Origin of the sequence: Nostoc sp., assembly GCF_036916655.1 — a bacterium.
Taxonomy (GTDB): Bacteria; Cyanobacteriota; Cyanobacteriia; order Cyanobacteriales; family Nostocaceae; genus Nostoc.
In genome coordinates this window covers 1-16,756 of record NZ_JBALFY010000030.1, presented here as the reverse complement: position 1 = coordinate 16,756, position 16,756 = coordinate 1, and the positions used below count along the sequence as shown (strand labels likewise).

Below are 16,756 nucleotides of genomic sequence, written 5' to 3'. Positions count from 1 at the left end.
TCGTCTAAAGACGACTTTCGCTATTAGAGGATGTTTGAAAAGTTTTGAGCGAATATAATTCGCTACCACACTGGTATTGTCCACCTTTGCGTACTCACACAAAATCAATGTCTTCAACCCACGAAGGTGGGTTTCGTCTGTGTAGCCGCGATTTCTAATCGCCGGGGCTGGTATTAATTTAGACTTTTCAAATAACCTCTTAGACTCAGAATTCATTTTGAGGCGGGCTAGATGAAAATGAAATAGCCCTGGCTGTATAATTGTGTCCCGCCTGAAGTTGATCCACGTACTCATTTTTAATCATTAGCAGCCCATCTATTAAGGATATTTTGGGTTCCCATCCTAATAACTGTTTCATCTTATTATTACTAGCGCACTGATTGACAATCTCTAAATATTTTACTCCTTCTTCAACCTCGACATATTTCTCACCTGGTTTGAAGACACTAATGATACTCTCTATGATATCTCTTACCCTATATTCTTTACCACTGCTAATATTAAATATTTCACCAATAATATTTTGCTTCGGCTCTAATAAGGCTTTGGCTACCACAATAATACCTTCAATAACATCAGAGATATGAATAAAATCTCGCGTATATTCCTGACCGCTTTTTGTCAAACGTAATTCAGGAGTAAGACCATTTTGTAATCTTTGTATAGTACGTGGTACCAGACGTGAACTATTTCTGTCAAGACCCCCGTAAATATTAGCAAAACGCACGATTGCTAATGGTATTTGATAAGTCAGATAATATGATTGCGATATCAAATCCGCACAGATTTTAGAGGTTTCATAGATATTTTTTGCCATCAAAGGTTCATCTTCAAGATAGGGTTTGATTTCGGTTGCATCCCGTCCATAGACCTTATCTGTTGTACTTAAAATCATAGAACATGAGTAAGTACTTTTTCGTATGGCTTCTAATAGAATATAGACTGCACGTATATTGTATTCACAAGTTTGAAAAGGGTTCTCAAAACACCATCCTTCAACTGCAACACCCGCCAGATGGATTACCAGATCAATCTGGCTTGTTAAAATTTTCTGAACCACCTCGTTGTCAGGAATCTCTAAAGAGCTAGTAATAAACTCATCATACCAATGATGATTAGGAGCTTTTACATCCGTTGCTATCAAATAAATATGAGGATAATCTGCTTTGATTTTTTTACATAATTCTGAACTTACGTACCCACTAGCTCCAGTTACGAGCCACACTTTATTGCTTAAGCTGTCTTTTATCTGATCTGAAAACATATAAAACCCAATATTTTTTCTGATGTAGATTTTGTTTGCTTATGCAGCATTTAGATTGAGAAGTAAAAGCCTAATTAGCTTTTTTCTAACTCCATAAATAATGGGCGAATCGGGAGTTAACCGTCTCTGCTGTCAGTGAATGGCGAGTAAAATACTTTGCCATCGGACGGGTGAGCGCTAGTTCGCACCAAAAGACTCGTAAGGCTTTTTGGGTGTCTCGCAAGGCAATTAGATTGACGTGGCGATCGCGGTAAATCTATGAACGAGCGCTTACTTTGCCATTGGCTGATTTCTAAAGTCTTGCTCCTAGTAATCTGTCAATAAATAATTGATGGATAAATACCTGTAGAGACGGCGATTTATCGCGTCTCTCTAACCGTCAAAATGAATTTGACAGACTACTAGACACACGAGGTAATCCAAGCAGTCAACATGCTACAGCAGGCTCTATACCTAAAAGCTCTTCGGAGCAAAACAGCGGTTGTTTGAAAATTGATATCGCCTTTATCTATGGTTTTCTACCACTGACGAGAGAATAGTAACCGGAGGTTGGGGTGACTAATATATCTTCAAATCCACATTCTGTCAGCAATTGATGAAGCTCATCACCTGTGAATTGCTTGCCCTCAGCCATCCAAACCATGCACATCGAAAATGAAGTTGCAACTAAAGGACTATCTTTACTATCTGACAGCAATATTTCATGAAGGTAGATATGACCTCCTTTTGGCAATGCTTCAAAGCTACTACGTGCCAAGTGGAGACATTTTTCTCGCCCCCAGTCATGAAAGATATTACTGAATAAAATTGCATCGTAACCTTTAGGAAAGGGGTCTTTAAAGAAATCTGCTTCTAAAGTATCTATTTGTTCTTGGAGTCTAGCCGAAGAAATGTATTCTTCTGTTATCCTACAAACTACTGGCAGTTCTAAGACAGTGCAACGTATTTCTGGATAATGTTGAGCCAAGGCAAAACTAAAAGCACCAGAGCCACCACCCACATCAAGAAGATGTTTGACATCTGCAAAGTCTCCTGTTTTAGCAGCACATAAGGCGGGAGAGATTGTCTGGCTGTGCATGTGTCTGGTAAAGGCTTTGGCTTGTTCTGGATCTATCTCGTGAGCTTCCCAAATATCTTGATCTTTGTAGATGGTAGACTTATCTTTTTGTAATGCCTCTAGCAGAGATGAGTGAGATAGTGGATTAGTTCGCATTAAATGTAATATTCCACCCCAATAGTAAGGGCTATTGGGAAGGAGGAAATTTCTCGACACATCAGTGATGTAAAACGTTCCTGAATGCTGAACCAGATAACCGATTGATGTCAGGACTCCCAAGAGTGCTTCAGTAGAACGGTTTCCTAAACAAAGGCTTTTCGCTACTTCAGCGGCCGTTGCCGGAGACTTTTCTAATAGAGGAAATAGCCCTAGTTCATCTGCAACAGTAAGCGTAGGAAAATGGAAGATGGACATCCATGTATCCCATAGTAATCGGTCATCACAAGTTGCTGAAGGGAAATTTACTTGTTGAATATATGGTGGCATACGCAGCAGGCTAAGTAGGTGGGCTGCATCAGTGATGGGTTATTGAAGAGAAAGGCTAAGGGAACTGGACAGAAAAAATCATCCCATAGAGGATATCTGCCGAGATAACGGCAAAATGGAACACGTTATCAAGTTATGTAACGCAGATGTTTTAAAATCCCTGATTTTACGTTGTTTCAATATCAGATTGAGCGTGTCATCTCTTGTGAAAACATCTCCTAAAACCGAATTTATTTTGACTCCTTCCTTAACTAAATTAATAACCTAAAATTTTAAAAAAAGGATCAGTAATTATCTATTTATATAAGTACCAAAATATTGGAAATGGGGCTTGAGTAGCAAGCGAGCCGAAAACTGGGATAAGCTTGAAAGTCTTACTATATAGGGCAGGGGAAACGCATCTAATTTGTTTTGACAAAATGTAACTTATATGAATGCAGAAAAAGGAAGTATTGGTAGGTTGATATGAATGTAATAGATGTATATAAAGAAGATTTGATGTAAAATCGGTTCTGTAAGAATCAATAAAATGGGGTGGAAGTGGTATTCTCAATTCATTTGAATGAGACAAAATCTAGAAATGAAGCTACCACCGAAAATCACAATCGCAGATCATTTTAAAGATTTAGAAGACAAGAGAGTTGAGCGTACCAAAAAGCATAAATTAATTGAGATAGTTACCATTGCGATTTGTGCAGTGATTTGTGGAGCAGATAGTTGGGTATTGATGGAGGCTTATGGAAAAATCAAACAAGAATGGCTTAAAAAATTTTTAGAATTACCAAATGGAATTCCATCTCATGACACATTTGCCAGAGTATTTGCGATAATAGAACCCCAACAATTTCAGAATAGTTTTTTGAATTGGATAAAATCTATAAATAAAATTACAGAAGGGGAGGTGATAGCAATAGATGGTAAGACATTAAGGCATTCTTATGATATAGGAAAAGATAAAGGTGCTATTCACATGGTGAGCCAGCGCGTTGCGGGGGTTCCCTCCGTTGTAGCGACTGGCGAACCCGAAGGGTAAGTGCGTGGGCTACTAATAACAGATTAGTGTTAGGACAATGTAAGGTAGAAGAAAAATCAAATGAAATTACAGCGATACCGGAATTAATCAAAGTATTAGATATAGCCGGATGTTTAGTAACAATTGATGCGATGGGATGTCAAAAAGAGATAGTAAAATCAATTGTAGAAAAGTCAAATAAGGAAAGATAATGCGCCACAAAACTTTGCAGTTCTGCGTCATATAGCAGTTAATGCTTTAGGAAAAGAAAAGAGCAAAAAATTGGGAATTATCTGAAGTCAACCAATAGGGCGATTTCCGGGATTGACTGCGTGAATATATTCACTACCCGATCGCGGTCTTCCTCGTTTATAATAAGCTTCTTCTGGTTTACCCCATCCTAGCTGCAAAATCATTTCCAAAAAGTTAGAATTTTCCCACTTGCACAAACTTGCCCACTCTGTTCTTTGAACAATTCTCTCTAAATCAGATGTGACAATTTGTTGGTGTTGTTTACTATTATTGAAACTCAAGTATAAATCCATTCCGATAGTGACTTCATACCAAAATTCTACGATGGAATTTTTAGCGGCTTTTAATATCTCTAAGTCACCATTGAGGGCAATTAACTCAGTATCTATTTCGGGATAGTGCAAGTTTTTTCCTTTAACTGTCACTTCTCGCCAAATAATACCGGAAACTCCATTTTCTTTCTGATACTCGTGAATTGCAGTTTTGAAATCTTGATAGGCAGTAAACTGTTGCAACCCATCAGTGCTGATAAACTGGTCAATTACAGGATTGCCAGAAACTTTTATTTCTAATTTTAGGCGTTTTCCCTTGAGGCAAGCTTGGCGTTCGGCTGCCAAAATTTGAATTAGTTCTTGGGTGGTGTAAACCTTTGACATCAGAATACACTCTATTTAGTCATTGGTCATTGGTCATTAGTCATTAGTCAGTTGCTACGGACTTATAGACTATAGATTAACTTTCTAATCATTATGCTTTGACATCGGCGGTAATGTAGTAACAGATATCACTAAAAATGAGGGTAGACCAATTTGGTCTACCCTATAAGTTATTTAGCTAACTCACTGCTAAACTCATTAAAGGCTCGCCGCTTTAGCTGTGCTGTTTCAGTCCGTGGTAATAAATCAAAGATTTTACGAAATTGATCGTCTATATCTTCAAAAGGTACTTGACCCTTTTTATTCAAAACTACCTCACCTGATTTATTTAACACCACGACTTGAGGAACACTCCCAGCAAAGTAATATCCTGGTTCTGTTGGGTCGTAGCTCTCTTTAGGCGGGATAGTATCTACATTAATCGGCATAATCTCTGCTACCCGACCATAGAATTCCTGTACCCGTGAAATGGAAATGGCATATCTTTTGGAATCGCTACTATCATCCAGATAGAAAGCTAAAAATACGGGTTTATGTTCCGCTAAAGTCTGTGCGAGTGTCTGTCTGGGAGGAACCAATGAACCATTACCAGCATAAACGACAAAGATGTTGCCATCATATAAATCATTATTAAGACCAGCAGATGCAGGTTGCATACTTATAATGAAAAGACTTACAAGCAACAACAGGCATTTGGACAACCACCTTCGCCAGCCAGTAATTTGTTTATGTAAAAAAAGAAACTTTGTGCTATTCATCAAAAAGAACCTTGCAAGCTACTACTTGTTGTGAGTTTGTGCTGAATTTGGCCAACTGGGCTGGATATGTAATTACGCCCACGCACTATTTTTTAAGATAACGCCTACTGAGATTATCTCTCGCAAGTGGCTGGTATCGCTACGCGCAAGTCAAAACAGAGGTAAAGTAGCGCAACAATCCAAAATCTCAAATTGCGAATACTGGCTTTTTCAGCCAGGATTCGCTAAACTCACAAGATTAAATTTGCACTTTTAATTAGCAACCGGCAGAAGACTAGGGTACAGATGTGGGAAACAAAATACAATTCATAGATAGGCTGCGATTGGGTTTCGCGGTGTCAGTAGCAAAGAGTGTGACCTTTATTGTGCGATCGCTCCGTCTGGGTGCTGCTAGTGTGTTACCAGGCTCGATTGCTCGTCGCATTGAACCCAGACTTTTACAATTATTGAGTCAGCAAGTTAAAAACGGAGTGATTTTAATTGCTGGTACTAACGGTAAAACCACTACAGCGCTGCTTTTATGCACGATATTAGAACGCAAGGGTTTTCGTGTCACTCATAATTCTACAGGTGCAAATCTGGAAAATGGCTTGATGACGGCGCTTTTAGAAAGCACCAACTTACTAGGTACGCTAAATACTGATTACGCCATCTTGGAAGTTGATGAAAATATTGTACCAAGAGTATTAGCGCCACTCCAGCCGCGAATCATTCTCTGTTTAAACTTGTTCCGCGACCAACTTGATAGGTACGGGGAAGTAGATACAATCAGTAAGCGTTGGACAAAAGTTATTTCTACCCTACCAGCAGAAACGGTAGTAATTCCCAATGCTGATGACCCAACTTTATCTAACCTCGGTCAGCAGTTACCTCAACGGGTGTTATTCTTTGGCTTGAATGAACCAGAACATTATCTAGAAGCAATTCCTCACGCTGTTGATTCTATTTATTGTCCAAAATGCGGACATTCTCTAGATTACAAGGGTGTTTATTTGTCTCATTTGGGAGATTTTACTTGTCCTAAATGTGGTTTTACTAAAAGTAAACCGACTCTCGAAAGTAATGAATGGTCGCAAATTCTGGTTGGTTTGTACAACAAATATAATACTTTGGCGGCTGCAACTGCGGCTATAGAATTGGGAGTTGATGAAGTAACAATCAGAGATACTATTAATACTTTTCAAGCTGCCTTTGGTCGGGCTGAAGATTTAGTAATTAACGGTAAACGAGTACGGATATTGTTATCAAAAAATCCTGTAGGAACGAATGAAACCATTCGCGTAGTTACTCAAAGCACAGATAAAACCACACTACTGGTATTGAACGATCGCACGCCCGATGGCACTGATGTATCCTGGATTTGGGACGTAGACACCGAGAAATTAGTCGAACGCGGCGGGACTTTAGTAGTGAGTGGCGATCGCGTCTACGATATGGCTCTACGTCTACGTTACAGCCAAAAGTCCCCTGAGAGTAACTTAAATTTGATTGTCGAAGAAGATTTGCGACAAGCGATCGCTACTGCATTAGAGCATACACCAGAGAATGAAACTCTGCACATTCTGCCCACCTATTCAGCCATGCTAGAAGTGCGAGAGGTTCTGACTGGTCGTAAAATTCTTTAAATTTGTCATTTGTCATTTGTCATTTGTCATTTGTGATCGTCCAATTTCCAATTCCCCATTCCCCATTCCCTATTCCCTATTCCCCATTCCCTAAATTTATGACTTCTCAAAATTTAGAATTAACAATTGGTTGGCTTTATCCGACGCTGATGAGTACTTATGGCGATCGCGGTAATGTAATTACTATAGAACGTCGCGCTCAATGGCGGGGATACGATGTGAAAGTATTACCCCTAGATCAAAATTCCACAGCCGCAGATATTAGAACTGTAGATGTCATCGTCGGTGGTGGCGCGCAAGACCGCCAGCAAGAGATTGTCATGCGTGATTTGCAAGGTGCAAAAGCTGATGCAATGCGCGACAAAATCGAAAATGGCACACCAGGAGTATTTACTTGTGGTTCACCCCAATTACTGGGACATTATTATGAACCAGGCTTGGGACAAAGAATTGATGGTTTGGGAATACTCGATTTAGTTTCTGTGCATCCTGGTGAAAATACTAAGCGCTGTATTGGTAACTTGGTAATTGAAGTGACAGCTTCACGTCTAGCGCGAGATTTAAAAGAGATGACGGGTAGCACACCATATTTGGTAGGCTTTGAAAATCACGGCGGACGTACCAAGTTGGGAAAAGTGGAAGCTTTGGGGCGTGTGGTGTACGGTTTGGGAAATAATGGTGAAGATGGGACGGAAGGAGCATTTTATCAAAATGCGATCGCTACTTATTCTCACGGCCCTTTATTACCGAAAAATCCCTTTGTTGCAGATTGGTTAATTCAAACAGCGCTGCGGCTAAAGTATCAACAGGAAATTACCTTAAAACCTTTTGACGATAGCCTCGCTGCACAAGCAAGAGAAGCGATGTTTAAGCGATTGAAAGTGAGTTTACCAAGTGCTGCTGCGGCGAAAGTATAACCTCAGTTCGCTGATTAAGCCTCTCTTCGTGTCGGGGAGAGGTTTGGAGAGGGGTCAAATTTGACATAAAGCGAGAGGGCAAAGTATGACTCAAGCCTTAACCAAACAAGTAACATTTGATGAATTTATCGCCTGGTATCCCGAATCTTCAGACAGGCATTATGAACTACATGATGGGGTAATTGTTGAAATGCCTAAGCCAAGAGGGAAGCACTCAGAGATAGCTGGGTTTATCAATGGTTCTTTGTTTATTGAAATAACCCGTTTGTCAATCCCTTGGTTTATCCCTAAAGAATGCGTCATCAAATCAGTTAACACTGATTCAGGTTATGAACCAGATGTCATAGTTCTTGATAGACAAGCTGTTATGGATGAACCTCGGTGGAAAAAAGAATCTATCATCACGCGGGGTAGTTCCGTCAAGTTGGTTGTAGAAGTTGTTTCAACTAACTGGAGTGATGATTATGCATTGAAGCTTGAAGATTACGAATCTTTGGGCATTCCAGAATATTGGATTGTAGATTATTTAGGTTTAGGTGGTAGGCGCTTTATTGGCAATCCTAAACAACCAACTATCTCGATTTACCAATTAATTGAAGGTGAGTATCAGGTTAAGCAATTTAGGGGAAGCGATCGCATTCAATCCCCAGCGTTCCCAGAGTTGAATTTAACTGCTGAACAGATTTTTCGGGCTGGAGAAGTCGCGTAAACAAGGGCTAAAAAAGTAAAAGAGTATCAAAGACTCGTCCGCGAGTATCAAAGACTCGTCCGCGAGTATCAAAGACTCGTCCGCGAGTATCAAAGACTCATCCGCGAGTATCAAAGACTCATCCGCGAGTATCAAAGACTCATCCGCGAGTATCAAAGACTCATCCGCGAGTATCAAAGACTCGTCCACGAGTATCAAAGACTCGTCCACGAGTATCAAAGACTCGTCCACGAGTATTAAAGACTTGTTCACGAGTGTCAAAGACTCGTCCGCGAGTATCAAAGACTCGTCCACGAGTGTCAAAGACTCGTCCACGAGTGTCAAAGACTCATTCACGAGTATCGAAGACTCGTTTAGAAGTCAATTAAAGCTATTGGTAATGATAAATTATTTTTAGATTCAGTAAAAATTCTTAGCGATCGCGTAGTCTTACACAGGATAGTAGATTGCTCTGATATCTTGCAGCATTCTTAACCCTCTTTTGTCACTCTCCGAAAACATTTGCCATTTCTGGATTCTAGAGCTTTTGTATAGCAAGTGATCGCGCGATTCTTTTCTAATAACAAATACAAGACCAATTTTTTTCTAATAGTATAGCTTGTATTGATTGCCTCATCAGGCTTCTAGCGATCGCCCTCCCGGAGAGTGACAGAAGAGGGTTAATTAGTAACTGCGATCGCCTGAAACTCGAAATTCTAGGAACCAATAGCCAAAGCCACTCAAGTGGACTAAAACCTGTGGCGGTTATTGGGATTAGTGCAAAATATTAGTGGTTGCAAAATTGTCCAGCAAATCAGGGGCATTACATATAACTTTCGTTAACAGGTGAACCTCAGTATGGCAAACACGCCTCAACGTTTCCTTGAAAAAATCCGAGAAGCGAAAAAGAAACGGCTTAAAGAATTAGATTTAAGCAATCATCTGGGTACTCATAACAAGGAAAAATTAACAGAGGTTCCTGCTGAGGTGTTTGAACTGGAATGGTTGGAGGTTTTGAATTTAAGCGGCAACGGATTAAGGACACTGCCAGAAACGATCGCCCGCCTGCCACAACTCACTTTCCTGGATTTAAGCGGCAACCAATTAACGGAGTTGCCAGAAGCGATCGCCAGTCTCCAACAACTCACCACCCTGTATTTAAGCCGCAACCAATTAACGGAGTTGCCAGAAGCGATCGCCAGTTTCCAACAACTCACCACCCTGTATTTAAGCCGCAACCAATTAACGGAGTTGCCAGAAGCGATCGCCCGCTTGCAACAACTCACTGCCCTGGGTTTAAGCTGCAACCAATTAACGACGCTGCCAGAAGCGATCGCCCGCCTGCAAAAACTCACTTACCTGGGTTTAGCCGACAACCAATTAACGACGCTGCCAGAAGCGATCGCCCGCCTACAACAACTCACTTCCCTGAATTTAAGGAGCAACCGATTAACGACACTGCCAGAAGCGATCGCCAGCCTGCCACAACTCACCTACCTGAATTTAAGCGGCAATGCCATCGAAAAGCCACCACCAGAAATTGTTAAACAAGGTCTTCAGGCGATTAAGGATTATTTCCGACAATTGACAACAGAAGGCACAGATTATCTGTATGAAGCAAAGTTACTAATTGTTGGTGAAGGAGGCGCAGGGAAGACAACACTGGCGAAGAAAATTGAAAATCCAAATTATCAACTCCGAGAAGAAGACACTACAAAGGGAATTGAGGTTATACAGTGGCGTTTCCCAATAGAAAATCAGCGAGAATTTCGAGTCAACATCTGGGATTTTGGTGGACAAGAGATTTACCATGCTACTCACCAGTTTTTCCTTACTAAGCGTTCTCTCTACGTTTTAGTAGCAGATACCCGCAAGGAAGACACGGATTTTTATTACTGGTTGAATGTAGTAGAACTGTTGAGCGATAACAGTCCGTTGCTAATCATCAAAAATGAGAAACAAAACCGCCACCGAGAAATCAATGAACGTGAATTACGGGGGCAGTTTACTAATTTGAAGGAGACTTTACCAACAAACCTTGCTACCAACAGGGGTTTAGAACAAGTTTTAGAACAAATCAAGCATTACGTTAAAAGTCTGCCCCATATTGGCAGTCCCCTCCCAAAAACCTGGGTTAGAGTCCGGGAAGCTTTGGAGAGTGACAAACGCAATTACATCGGCTTAGATGAATACCTGAACATCTGCCAAAGAAATGGGTTCACCCAAAGAAATGACAACTTGCAGTTGAACAGCTATCTGCACAATTTGGGAGTATGCTTGCACTTCCAAGAAGACCCACTTTTGAACAAGACTGTTATCCTCAAACCCAAGTGGGGAACTGATGCAGTCTACAAAGTGCTGGATAATGAAAAGGTGATTAGCAATCTAGGCAGTTTCACCCGGTCTGACTTGGCAAACATCTGGTGTGAAGACGAATACGCCACGATGCATGATGAACTCTTGCGCTTGATGATCAACTTCAAGCTGTGCTACGAAATTCCTAGAAGCCAAGGAAAGTATATTGCCCCACAACTGCTATCTGCTAACCAATCCTCATATAACTGGGATGAAACCAACAACCTGATTCTGCGTTACACTTACGACTTCATGCCCAAGGGCATCATCACCCAGTTCATCGTTGCCATGCATGAGTTAATGAATGAACAACAATGTGTCTGGAAAAGCGGCGTTGTTCTCAGCAAAGACCAGACAAAGGCAGAGGTGATTGAATATTACGGTAAGCGGGAGATTAAGATTCGAGTCTCAGGTCGTCACAAAAGAGATTTGATGACCATAGTTACACATGAACTCGATAAAATTCATGACTCGTATCAGCGGTTAAAGTATAACAAGTTAATCCCCTGTAATTGTGACACCTGCAAAGATAGCCAAGAGCCACACTTTTACCCTTTTGAGATATTGCGACAGTTTGTAGCCGATAGGCAAGAACGCATTCAATGTCAAAAAAGCTATCAAATGGTTAATGTCTTGGGCTTAATTGATGATGTGATGGACAGAAAGGAGTTACTGAAAGCAGAACAGCAGATGGGTGGCGATTTTCTGCCTAATTACTCTGAGACAAGAAGGGAAAATGTCGTTGTAACAATTAATAATGTAATTCAGCCATCAAAGCAAGAGAATAATTTTATGACAGAACCATCTAAACAGGAAGATAATTCTAAACCAGAAGTGCAGGTTACGCTTCCGTTTGCGTTTAGAAATGGAATGTTCTATTTATTTGTATTTGTAGTTGTATTTTGTTTAATTGCATTCTTTGGTGGTTCGCTACCATTTCATTATCTAGCTTTAGCAATTATTGGTACAGCAATATTTATCGTCTTAATAGGCGTTCTGCAACTCCGTCAAGATGACCGCCTATCTGAGAAATCTTTTGTAGATTTAACAAAAATGGTACTGGAACAGTTGCCTTTAATTAGTAATATTATTAAGCAGTTTCAAGGCAACAAATAAAAGCCCCGGCGAATGGAATTCGCGGCTATACAAACATAGACGCTTTGCGGCTTCCCGCAGGGTAGTCCGCCTGCGCGGACTAAGAAAAAATTGAGGGTTTGAAACCCACCTCCGTGGGTTTTGTCTGTGTAGACGCGGTTTCTAATCGCCTGGTATTAAATTAGACTTTTTAAACACCCTAAGAGGCTGTTTATTAAACAAAAAAGTGGTTCTGCAATCAGCAGAACCACTAAAGCTTTCGCAAACCTGTTATAAGTTAACGAACTGCTCCTTGATAAGAAACAGTATCAATCGGTTTCATTAGATATAGCCGCAATAACTGCCAGCCATTGGAAATGTAAAGCGGTAATTTTTGGAAGAATTGCAGGAATTTGGGAGTGTTGGAATTAGCGATCGCACCCAACTTCTCATTATTGCTTACACAAACATCCAAGCGCTGATAAAACTCTGGATTTTCTACATCCAGCATCAGCGGGAACACCCTACCTGCATTCTCGTTGGTCTTTTCAATTACATGGATATCGTATTCTCGTGCATCCAGTCCAAGGGTGGCATAAAAGTCCTTGCGTTGGATGTCATTGAGATACATGGTCGCAAACACCGACAATAGGAAGAACCGACTCCACAGCCGTGCTTTCCAATCATTCAACATTTGCGGCTGAGATTTCATGATCGCATCAAAGAAATCGCCGTGACGATTTTCATCTTGACACCAGTTTTCAAAGAACCGGAAGATTGGATAAACCCGGTCTTCGGGATGTGTTTCTAAATGGCGAAAAATGGTGATATAGCGCCAATAACCAATCTTTTCAGAAAGATAAGTGGCGTAGAAGATGAATTTCGGTTTGAAGAAAGTATAACTGCGGCTCTTAGTCAAAAACCCTAAATCTAGGGACATATTAAAGTCCGACAAAGCTTTGTTCAAAAAGCCAGCGTGACGTGCTTCATCCCGTGACATCAGGTTAAAACACTCTGCCAAAACGGGGCTTTTGCCTTTCAAGCGACGACCAAGTTCTTTATACAGCAAAAAGCCGGAAAACTCTGCCGTACAAGAACGTTCTAGAAATTCAACGAACAACTTGCGAGTTTCCCCGTCAATATGATCCCAGGATTGTTCAAACTCGGCATCGCGAACAAAGTGGTGGCGGTTGTAGTCAGTGCGGAACTCTTCGAGAATGGCTTGTAACTCGTCTTCGTTGACGGAGATATCCATCCGTGCCATTTCATCAAAATCGGTAGTATAAAACCGAGGTGTTAACAGGGTTTCTTTTGCCGGGACTTTAATCCCTGGCCGGATTTCTTCAAAGCCTGGTTTTTTGAGGGAATCTACCATGTCTTGATTTCTCTTTCGTCTTTATTATCTTAAGTAGACCTTTCGGGTGACGCTATTACGTCCCTACCGCTACGTTAACGGTAGTTCCTCATGGGGAAACCCCTTTGGCGCTAGCCTCTCCCTTTGGGAGAAGACCGGACTGACTTACCAGAAAGCCAAGGGTAATGCTCTGGCAAACCGTAACAGCCCATAATAATCCAATTGTATAAAGTTCAGTCTACCAAGGTGCGGGTTAGAAACTTATAAGCAAAACATTAAGAGTTGCAACAATAATTCAATGTTTGAGGGATCAACAATCGCAGATTGGCAGTTAAGCAAAGGTAGTTTTAGCGATCGCCATTGTTTCGATTCAGTAAATCAACACGCATTTTCTGTATCTAAAAAGCTATAAATTCAGTAATTTGCCGTGGTTGTTACTACAATAAAAAATTTATGGAGTTTGATGGATTAAAGCGATCGTTAATTTATTAACAATCGACAACTAGCATAATTACTTAAAAAAATTAAATATTTAGTAATATGTTACACTCTTTTCAGTGACTATAGGTTAGTAGGTTAGATAGTTTGAAAAGTTTTGGGCGAATATAGTTTGCTACTACACTAGCATTGTGCGCCTCCGCAGACCAACACAAAATCAGGGTTTTCAACCCACGGAGATGGGTTTTGCCTGTGTAGCCGCGATTTCTAATCGCCTGGGCAAGTAATAAATTAGACTTTTCAAACAACCTCTTAGACAACAAGAGCAAATCCAAAGGGTTGAAAACAAGATGAATCTTGAAAACAATCAGCGTAAAAGCCGACTTCTTGTTTCTTACATCTTGTGTGCAGCCGTCTTTCTAGGATTAGGAGGACTGCACCGTTTTTACAATGGCAAGATCGTAAGTGGTTTATTCTGGCTGTTGACTGGTGGTGTGTTTGGTATAGGGCAGCTTTTAGATTTGTTCATCATCCCTGAGATGGTTGATAAATACGAGCATAAGCTGAGATTAAAAGTAGGTGTATCTCCCTTGGGTGTACCGTTAAATCAAGCAGTGGTTGCCTCTCAAGTCCACGAGCCAACAAGCAACAAACTCATGATTGAACTCATCGAAACGGCAAAAAGCAAGGGTGATAACTTACTCCTCAAAGAACGTTATCGTGCGATCAAACAAATAGGACAAGGTGGTTTTGGTAAAACCTTCTTAGCTGTAGATGAAGATAAACCTTCAAAACCATTATGCGTAATTAAACAATTTTATCCTCAAGCTCAAGGTACTGGCACTCTTGCAAAAGCCATAGAATTATTTAATCAAGAAGCAGTACAGTTAGATTTATTAGGCAAACATCCCCAAATTCCTGAACTACTGGCATATTTTACCCAAGAAAACGAGCAGTATCTTGTACAAGAATTTATCGACGGGCAAAATTTAGCTCAAGAGTTAGCAGATAGAGGTACTTTTAATGAAACGCAAATATGGCAATTATTAAATGATTTATTACCAGTATTACAATTCTGTCACGCCAGAAAAGTAATTCACCGCGATATCAAGCCAGAAAATATTATTTTACGTAAGAGCGAAACCCAACGCAAATTAGTATTAGTAGATTTTGGCGCTGCTAAATCTGCCACTAGCACCGCCTTAAATAGAACTGGTACAAGTATTGGTAGTCCTGAATATGTGGCACCTGAACAAATGAGAGGTAGAGCTGTTTTTGCCAGCGATATTTACAGTTTAGGTGCTACTTGCATTAATTTATTAACTGGGCGATCGCCCTTCGATTCTTATGATATTAATAACGATACTTGGGTTTGGCAGCAATACTTAAAAACTCCTGTTAGTCATAAGTTGAGTCGCATTCTTAACAAGATGCTAGAAAGTATTCCCATTCGACGTTATCAAACAGTAGATGAAGTTCTTAAAGACTTAAATAAACACTCTTGAAGAATTCAGAATTCAGAATGGGCTAAACGCCCCGCTATCGCTAACAGGAGTCAGAATCAAGACGGATGCTAAAAGCGTAGCTTGCTTCCCTGTAAGGGTACAAATAGTCGCTATCCACCAGTAATACAGAATTCATTCTAAATTCTGACTCCTGAATTTTATCGATAATTTAATGCAAAATTTTAGTTATTGATAACGACCCCAATGTTGGAGTCGTCACCTACCATTTCTACGAACTTTAATTATTGTCATTTGTCCTTAGTCATTTGTCCTTTGTTAAAAACTAATGACCAATGACCAATGACCAATGACTAATTTCTACCTAACCACTTTTGACCATCTAATCGCTGAACTAAGCCAAATACCAACAAATCGAGGGTAATTCTGCGCTCATCGATTAAGAATGACTCAAGAGTGCTAGGTTTTTTGCCTTCATTACAAGAAAATCCCTTTTTTCCTTGAATATCTTCTTCGGGGAAATACAGATTAAACTGACGCCGACCAGTTTCCGACCAACTGCCGATAATTTGCCACCATTCTTCGGCGGATTCAAAGCCAGTGATTGGTACTTTCTGCTTGGCAAAAGACACCTGTAAATCTTGCACACCTTTTTGAGCGATCGCTTTTTGTAAAGCTGGCAAGTAGTCTTGCTCAATGAACTGTACAAATGGCTTATCTTCAACAGATGGGGCTTTTTCTTTTTTGGCGGCTTTAGCGGCGGCTGGTTTTTCTTCCGTTGCGTCGGCGGCTGGTTTTTCGCCTACTGCGGGTTTTTCTCGCTTGGGTGGTTTAGCAGCATTAGGATTATCTTCGGGGTTTGCGGCTTTAGGATCTGGCGTGTTGGCAGTAGGGAGGTCTGTGGCTTCGGATGAGTCTGTACTAGGAACTTGATTGTGATTGGTTTCGTCTGCCATTGCTCAGGTCAATCCTTTAATCTAGCTTTGGGAGCGATCGCTCACCTTGATGTATCGGGTATTTTTATTTTGACATACTAGTACCGCAAGGCGGAATTCAAAATGACGCTCTCTACGAGACGCTGCGCCTAGCAAGATCCCCAGAACCGCGACTTCTTGAAGAAGTCGCGGTTCTAGCAGCCCAACAAAATGAATTTGGCAGTTAGAGAGACGCGATAAATCGCCGTCTCTACAAGTTTGGATTTGCGGTTTTAGATATTCAATCCAAAATCCAAAATCCAAAATCTAAAATTCTTCCGCCTCCTTTAAGAGAACTCCACAGAATGATTGATCCAAAAGCTGTCATTGCGAGCGAAACGGAGTGTAGCAAAGCAATCCCAAGATTTTGCGGTTGCTTCATT

At 40.7% G+C, this 16,756-nt stretch carries 11 protein-coding genes and 3 pseudogenes; 8 read left to right on the top strand and 6 right to left on the bottom strand.

Annotated features, from left to right (window positions below; all coding sequences use genetic code 11):
• Positions 1 to 205: 205 nt before the first annotated feature.
• Together V7L31_RS08940 and V7L31_RS08935 are read right to left on the bottom strand one after the other, a co-directional pair.
• Positions 206 to 1,264, bottom strand: a complete 1,059-nt coding sequence (locus V7L31_RS08940; protein WP_334695890.1) for an NAD-dependent epimerase/dehydratase family protein — start codon at positions 1,262 to 1,264, stop codon at positions 206 to 208.
• 508 nt (positions 1,265 to 1,772) lie between these two features.
• The gene (locus tag V7L31_RS08935; RefSeq protein ID WP_334695889.1) at positions 1,773 to 2,807 is read right to left on the bottom strand and encodes a methyltransferase; all 1,035 of its coding nucleotides are present in this window, start codon (positions 2,805 to 2,807) and stop codon (positions 1,773 to 1,775) included.
• Positions 2,808 to 3,387: 580 nt separating this feature from the next.
• Between V7L31_RS08935 and V7L31_RS08930 the strand changes: the two are divergent.
• Positions 3,388 to 4,013 (top strand): annotated as a pseudogene (locus V7L31_RS08930) (ISAs1 family transposase); the annotation flags it as partial.
• Between the two features lie 105 nt (positions 4,014 to 4,118).
• On the opposite strand, the gene V7L31_RS08925 reads toward V7L31_RS08930, so the two are convergent.
• Together V7L31_RS08925 and V7L31_RS08920 are read right to left on the bottom strand one after the other, a co-directional pair.
• Positions 4,119 to 4,727, bottom strand: a complete 609-nt coding sequence (locus V7L31_RS08925) for a hypothetical protein (protein ID WP_334695888.1) — start codon at positions 4,725 to 4,727, stop codon at positions 4,119 to 4,121.
• Between the two features lie 170 nt (positions 4,728 to 4,897).
• Complete coding sequence (locus V7L31_RS08920; RefSeq protein WP_334695887.1) at positions 4,898 to 5,485, bottom strand: thylakoid membrane photosystem I accumulation factor; 588 nt, start codon at positions 5,483 to 5,485, stop codon at positions 4,898 to 4,900.
• Between the two features lie 287 nt (positions 5,486 to 5,772).
• On the opposite strand from V7L31_RS08920, the gene V7L31_RS08915 reads away from it, so the two are divergent.
• The 4 genes from V7L31_RS08915 to V7L31_RS08900 all read left to right on the top strand — a co-directional run bounded on the left by V7L31_RS08915 (position 5,773) and on the right by V7L31_RS08900 (position 12,186).
• Positions 5,773 to 7,110: a Mur ligase family protein gene (locus V7L31_RS08915; protein WP_334695886.1), complete on the top strand. Its 1,338-nt coding sequence runs from the start codon at positions 5,773 to 5,775 to the stop codon at positions 7,108 to 7,110.
• 98 nt (positions 7,111 to 7,208) lie between these two features.
• The gene (locus V7L31_RS08910) at positions 7,209 to 8,027 is read left to right on the top strand and encodes a type 1 glutamine amidotransferase (RefSeq protein WP_334695885.1); all 819 of its coding nucleotides are present in this window, start codon (positions 7,209 to 7,211) and stop codon (positions 8,025 to 8,027) included.
• A gap of 85 nt (positions 8,028 to 8,112) precedes the next feature.
• Positions 8,113 to 8,736: a Uma2 family endonuclease gene (locus V7L31_RS08905; protein WP_334695884.1), complete on the top strand. Its 624-nt coding sequence runs from the start codon at positions 8,113 to 8,115 to the stop codon at positions 8,734 to 8,736.
• Positions 8,737 to 9,573: 837 nt separating this feature from the next.
• Positions 9,574 to 12,186 (top strand): COR domain-containing protein, encoded by a 2,613-nt coding sequence (locus V7L31_RS08900; RefSeq protein ID WP_334695883.1) that lies wholly within the window; start codon positions 9,574 to 9,576, stop codon positions 12,184 to 12,186.
• A gap of 256 nt (positions 12,187 to 12,442) precedes the next feature.
• On the opposite strand, the gene acsF is transcribed toward V7L31_RS08900, so the two are convergent.
• A complete protein-coding gene (acsF, locus tag V7L31_RS08895; RefSeq protein ID WP_334695882.1) occupies positions 12,443 to 13,519 on the bottom strand; it encodes a magnesium-protoporphyrin IX monomethyl ester (oxidative) cyclase in 1,077 nt (358 codons plus the stop codon).
• Positions 13,520 to 13,565: 46 nt separating this feature from the next.
• On the opposite strand from acsF, the gene V7L31_RS08890 reads away from it, so the two are divergent.
• The 3 genes and pseudogenes from V7L31_RS08890 to V7L31_RS08880 all read left to right on the top strand — a co-directional run.
• Positions 13,566 to 13,712 (top strand): hypothetical protein, encoded by a 147-nt coding sequence (locus V7L31_RS08890; RefSeq protein ID WP_334695881.1) that lies wholly within the window; start codon positions 13,566 to 13,568, stop codon positions 13,710 to 13,712.
• A 574-nt stretch (positions 13,713 to 14,286) separates the two neighbouring features.
• Positions 14,287 to 14,451 (top strand): annotated as a pseudogene (locus V7L31_RS08885) (NINE protein); the annotation flags it as partial.
• Between the two features lie 168 nt (positions 14,452 to 14,619).
• Positions 14,620 to 15,438, top strand: a pseudogene (locus V7L31_RS08880) (protein kinase domain-containing protein); the annotation flags it as partial.
• 314 nt (positions 15,439 to 15,752) lie between these two features.
• Here the strand turns inward: V7L31_RS08880 and V7L31_RS08875 are convergent.
• A complete protein-coding gene (locus tag V7L31_RS08875; protein WP_334695880.1) occupies positions 15,753 to 16,355 on the bottom strand; it encodes a DUF2996 domain-containing protein in 603 nt (200 codons plus the stop codon).
• Between the last annotated feature and the right edge of the window lie 401 nt (positions 16,356 to 16,756).

Coding starts and splice junctions, on each gene's coding strand:
- V7L31_RS08940 (WP_334695890.1), bottom strand. CDS start 1,264: ATGTTTTCAGATCAGATAAAAGACAGCTTAAGCAATAAAGTGTGGCTC.
- V7L31_RS08935 (WP_334695889.1), bottom strand. CDS start 2,807: ATGCCACCATATATTCAACAAGTAAATTTCCCTTCAGCAACTTGTGAT.
- V7L31_RS08925 (WP_334695888.1), bottom strand. CDS start 4,727: ATGTCAAAGGTTTACACCACCCAAGAACTAATTCAAATTTTGGCAGCC.
- V7L31_RS08920 (WP_334695887.1), bottom strand. CDS start 5,485: ATGAATAGCACAAAGTTTCTTTTTTTACATAAACAAATTACTGGCTGG.
- V7L31_RS08910 (WP_334695885.1), top strand. CDS start 7,209: ATGACTTCTCAAAATTTAGAATTAACAATTGGTTGGCTTTATCCGACG.
- V7L31_RS08905 (WP_334695884.1), top strand. CDS start 8,113: ATGACTCAAGCCTTAACCAAACAAGTAACATTTGATGAATTTATCGCC.
- V7L31_RS08900 (WP_334695883.1), top strand. CDS start 9,574: ATGGCAAACACGCCTCAACGTTTCCTTGAAAAAATCCGAGAAGCGAAA.
- acsF (WP_334695882.1), bottom strand. CDS start 13,519: ATGGTAGATTCCCTCAAAAAACCAGGCTTTGAAGAAATCCGGCCAGGG.
- V7L31_RS08875 (WP_334695880.1), bottom strand. CDS start 16,355: ATGGCAGACGAAACCAATCACAATCAAGTTCCTAGTACAGACTCATCC.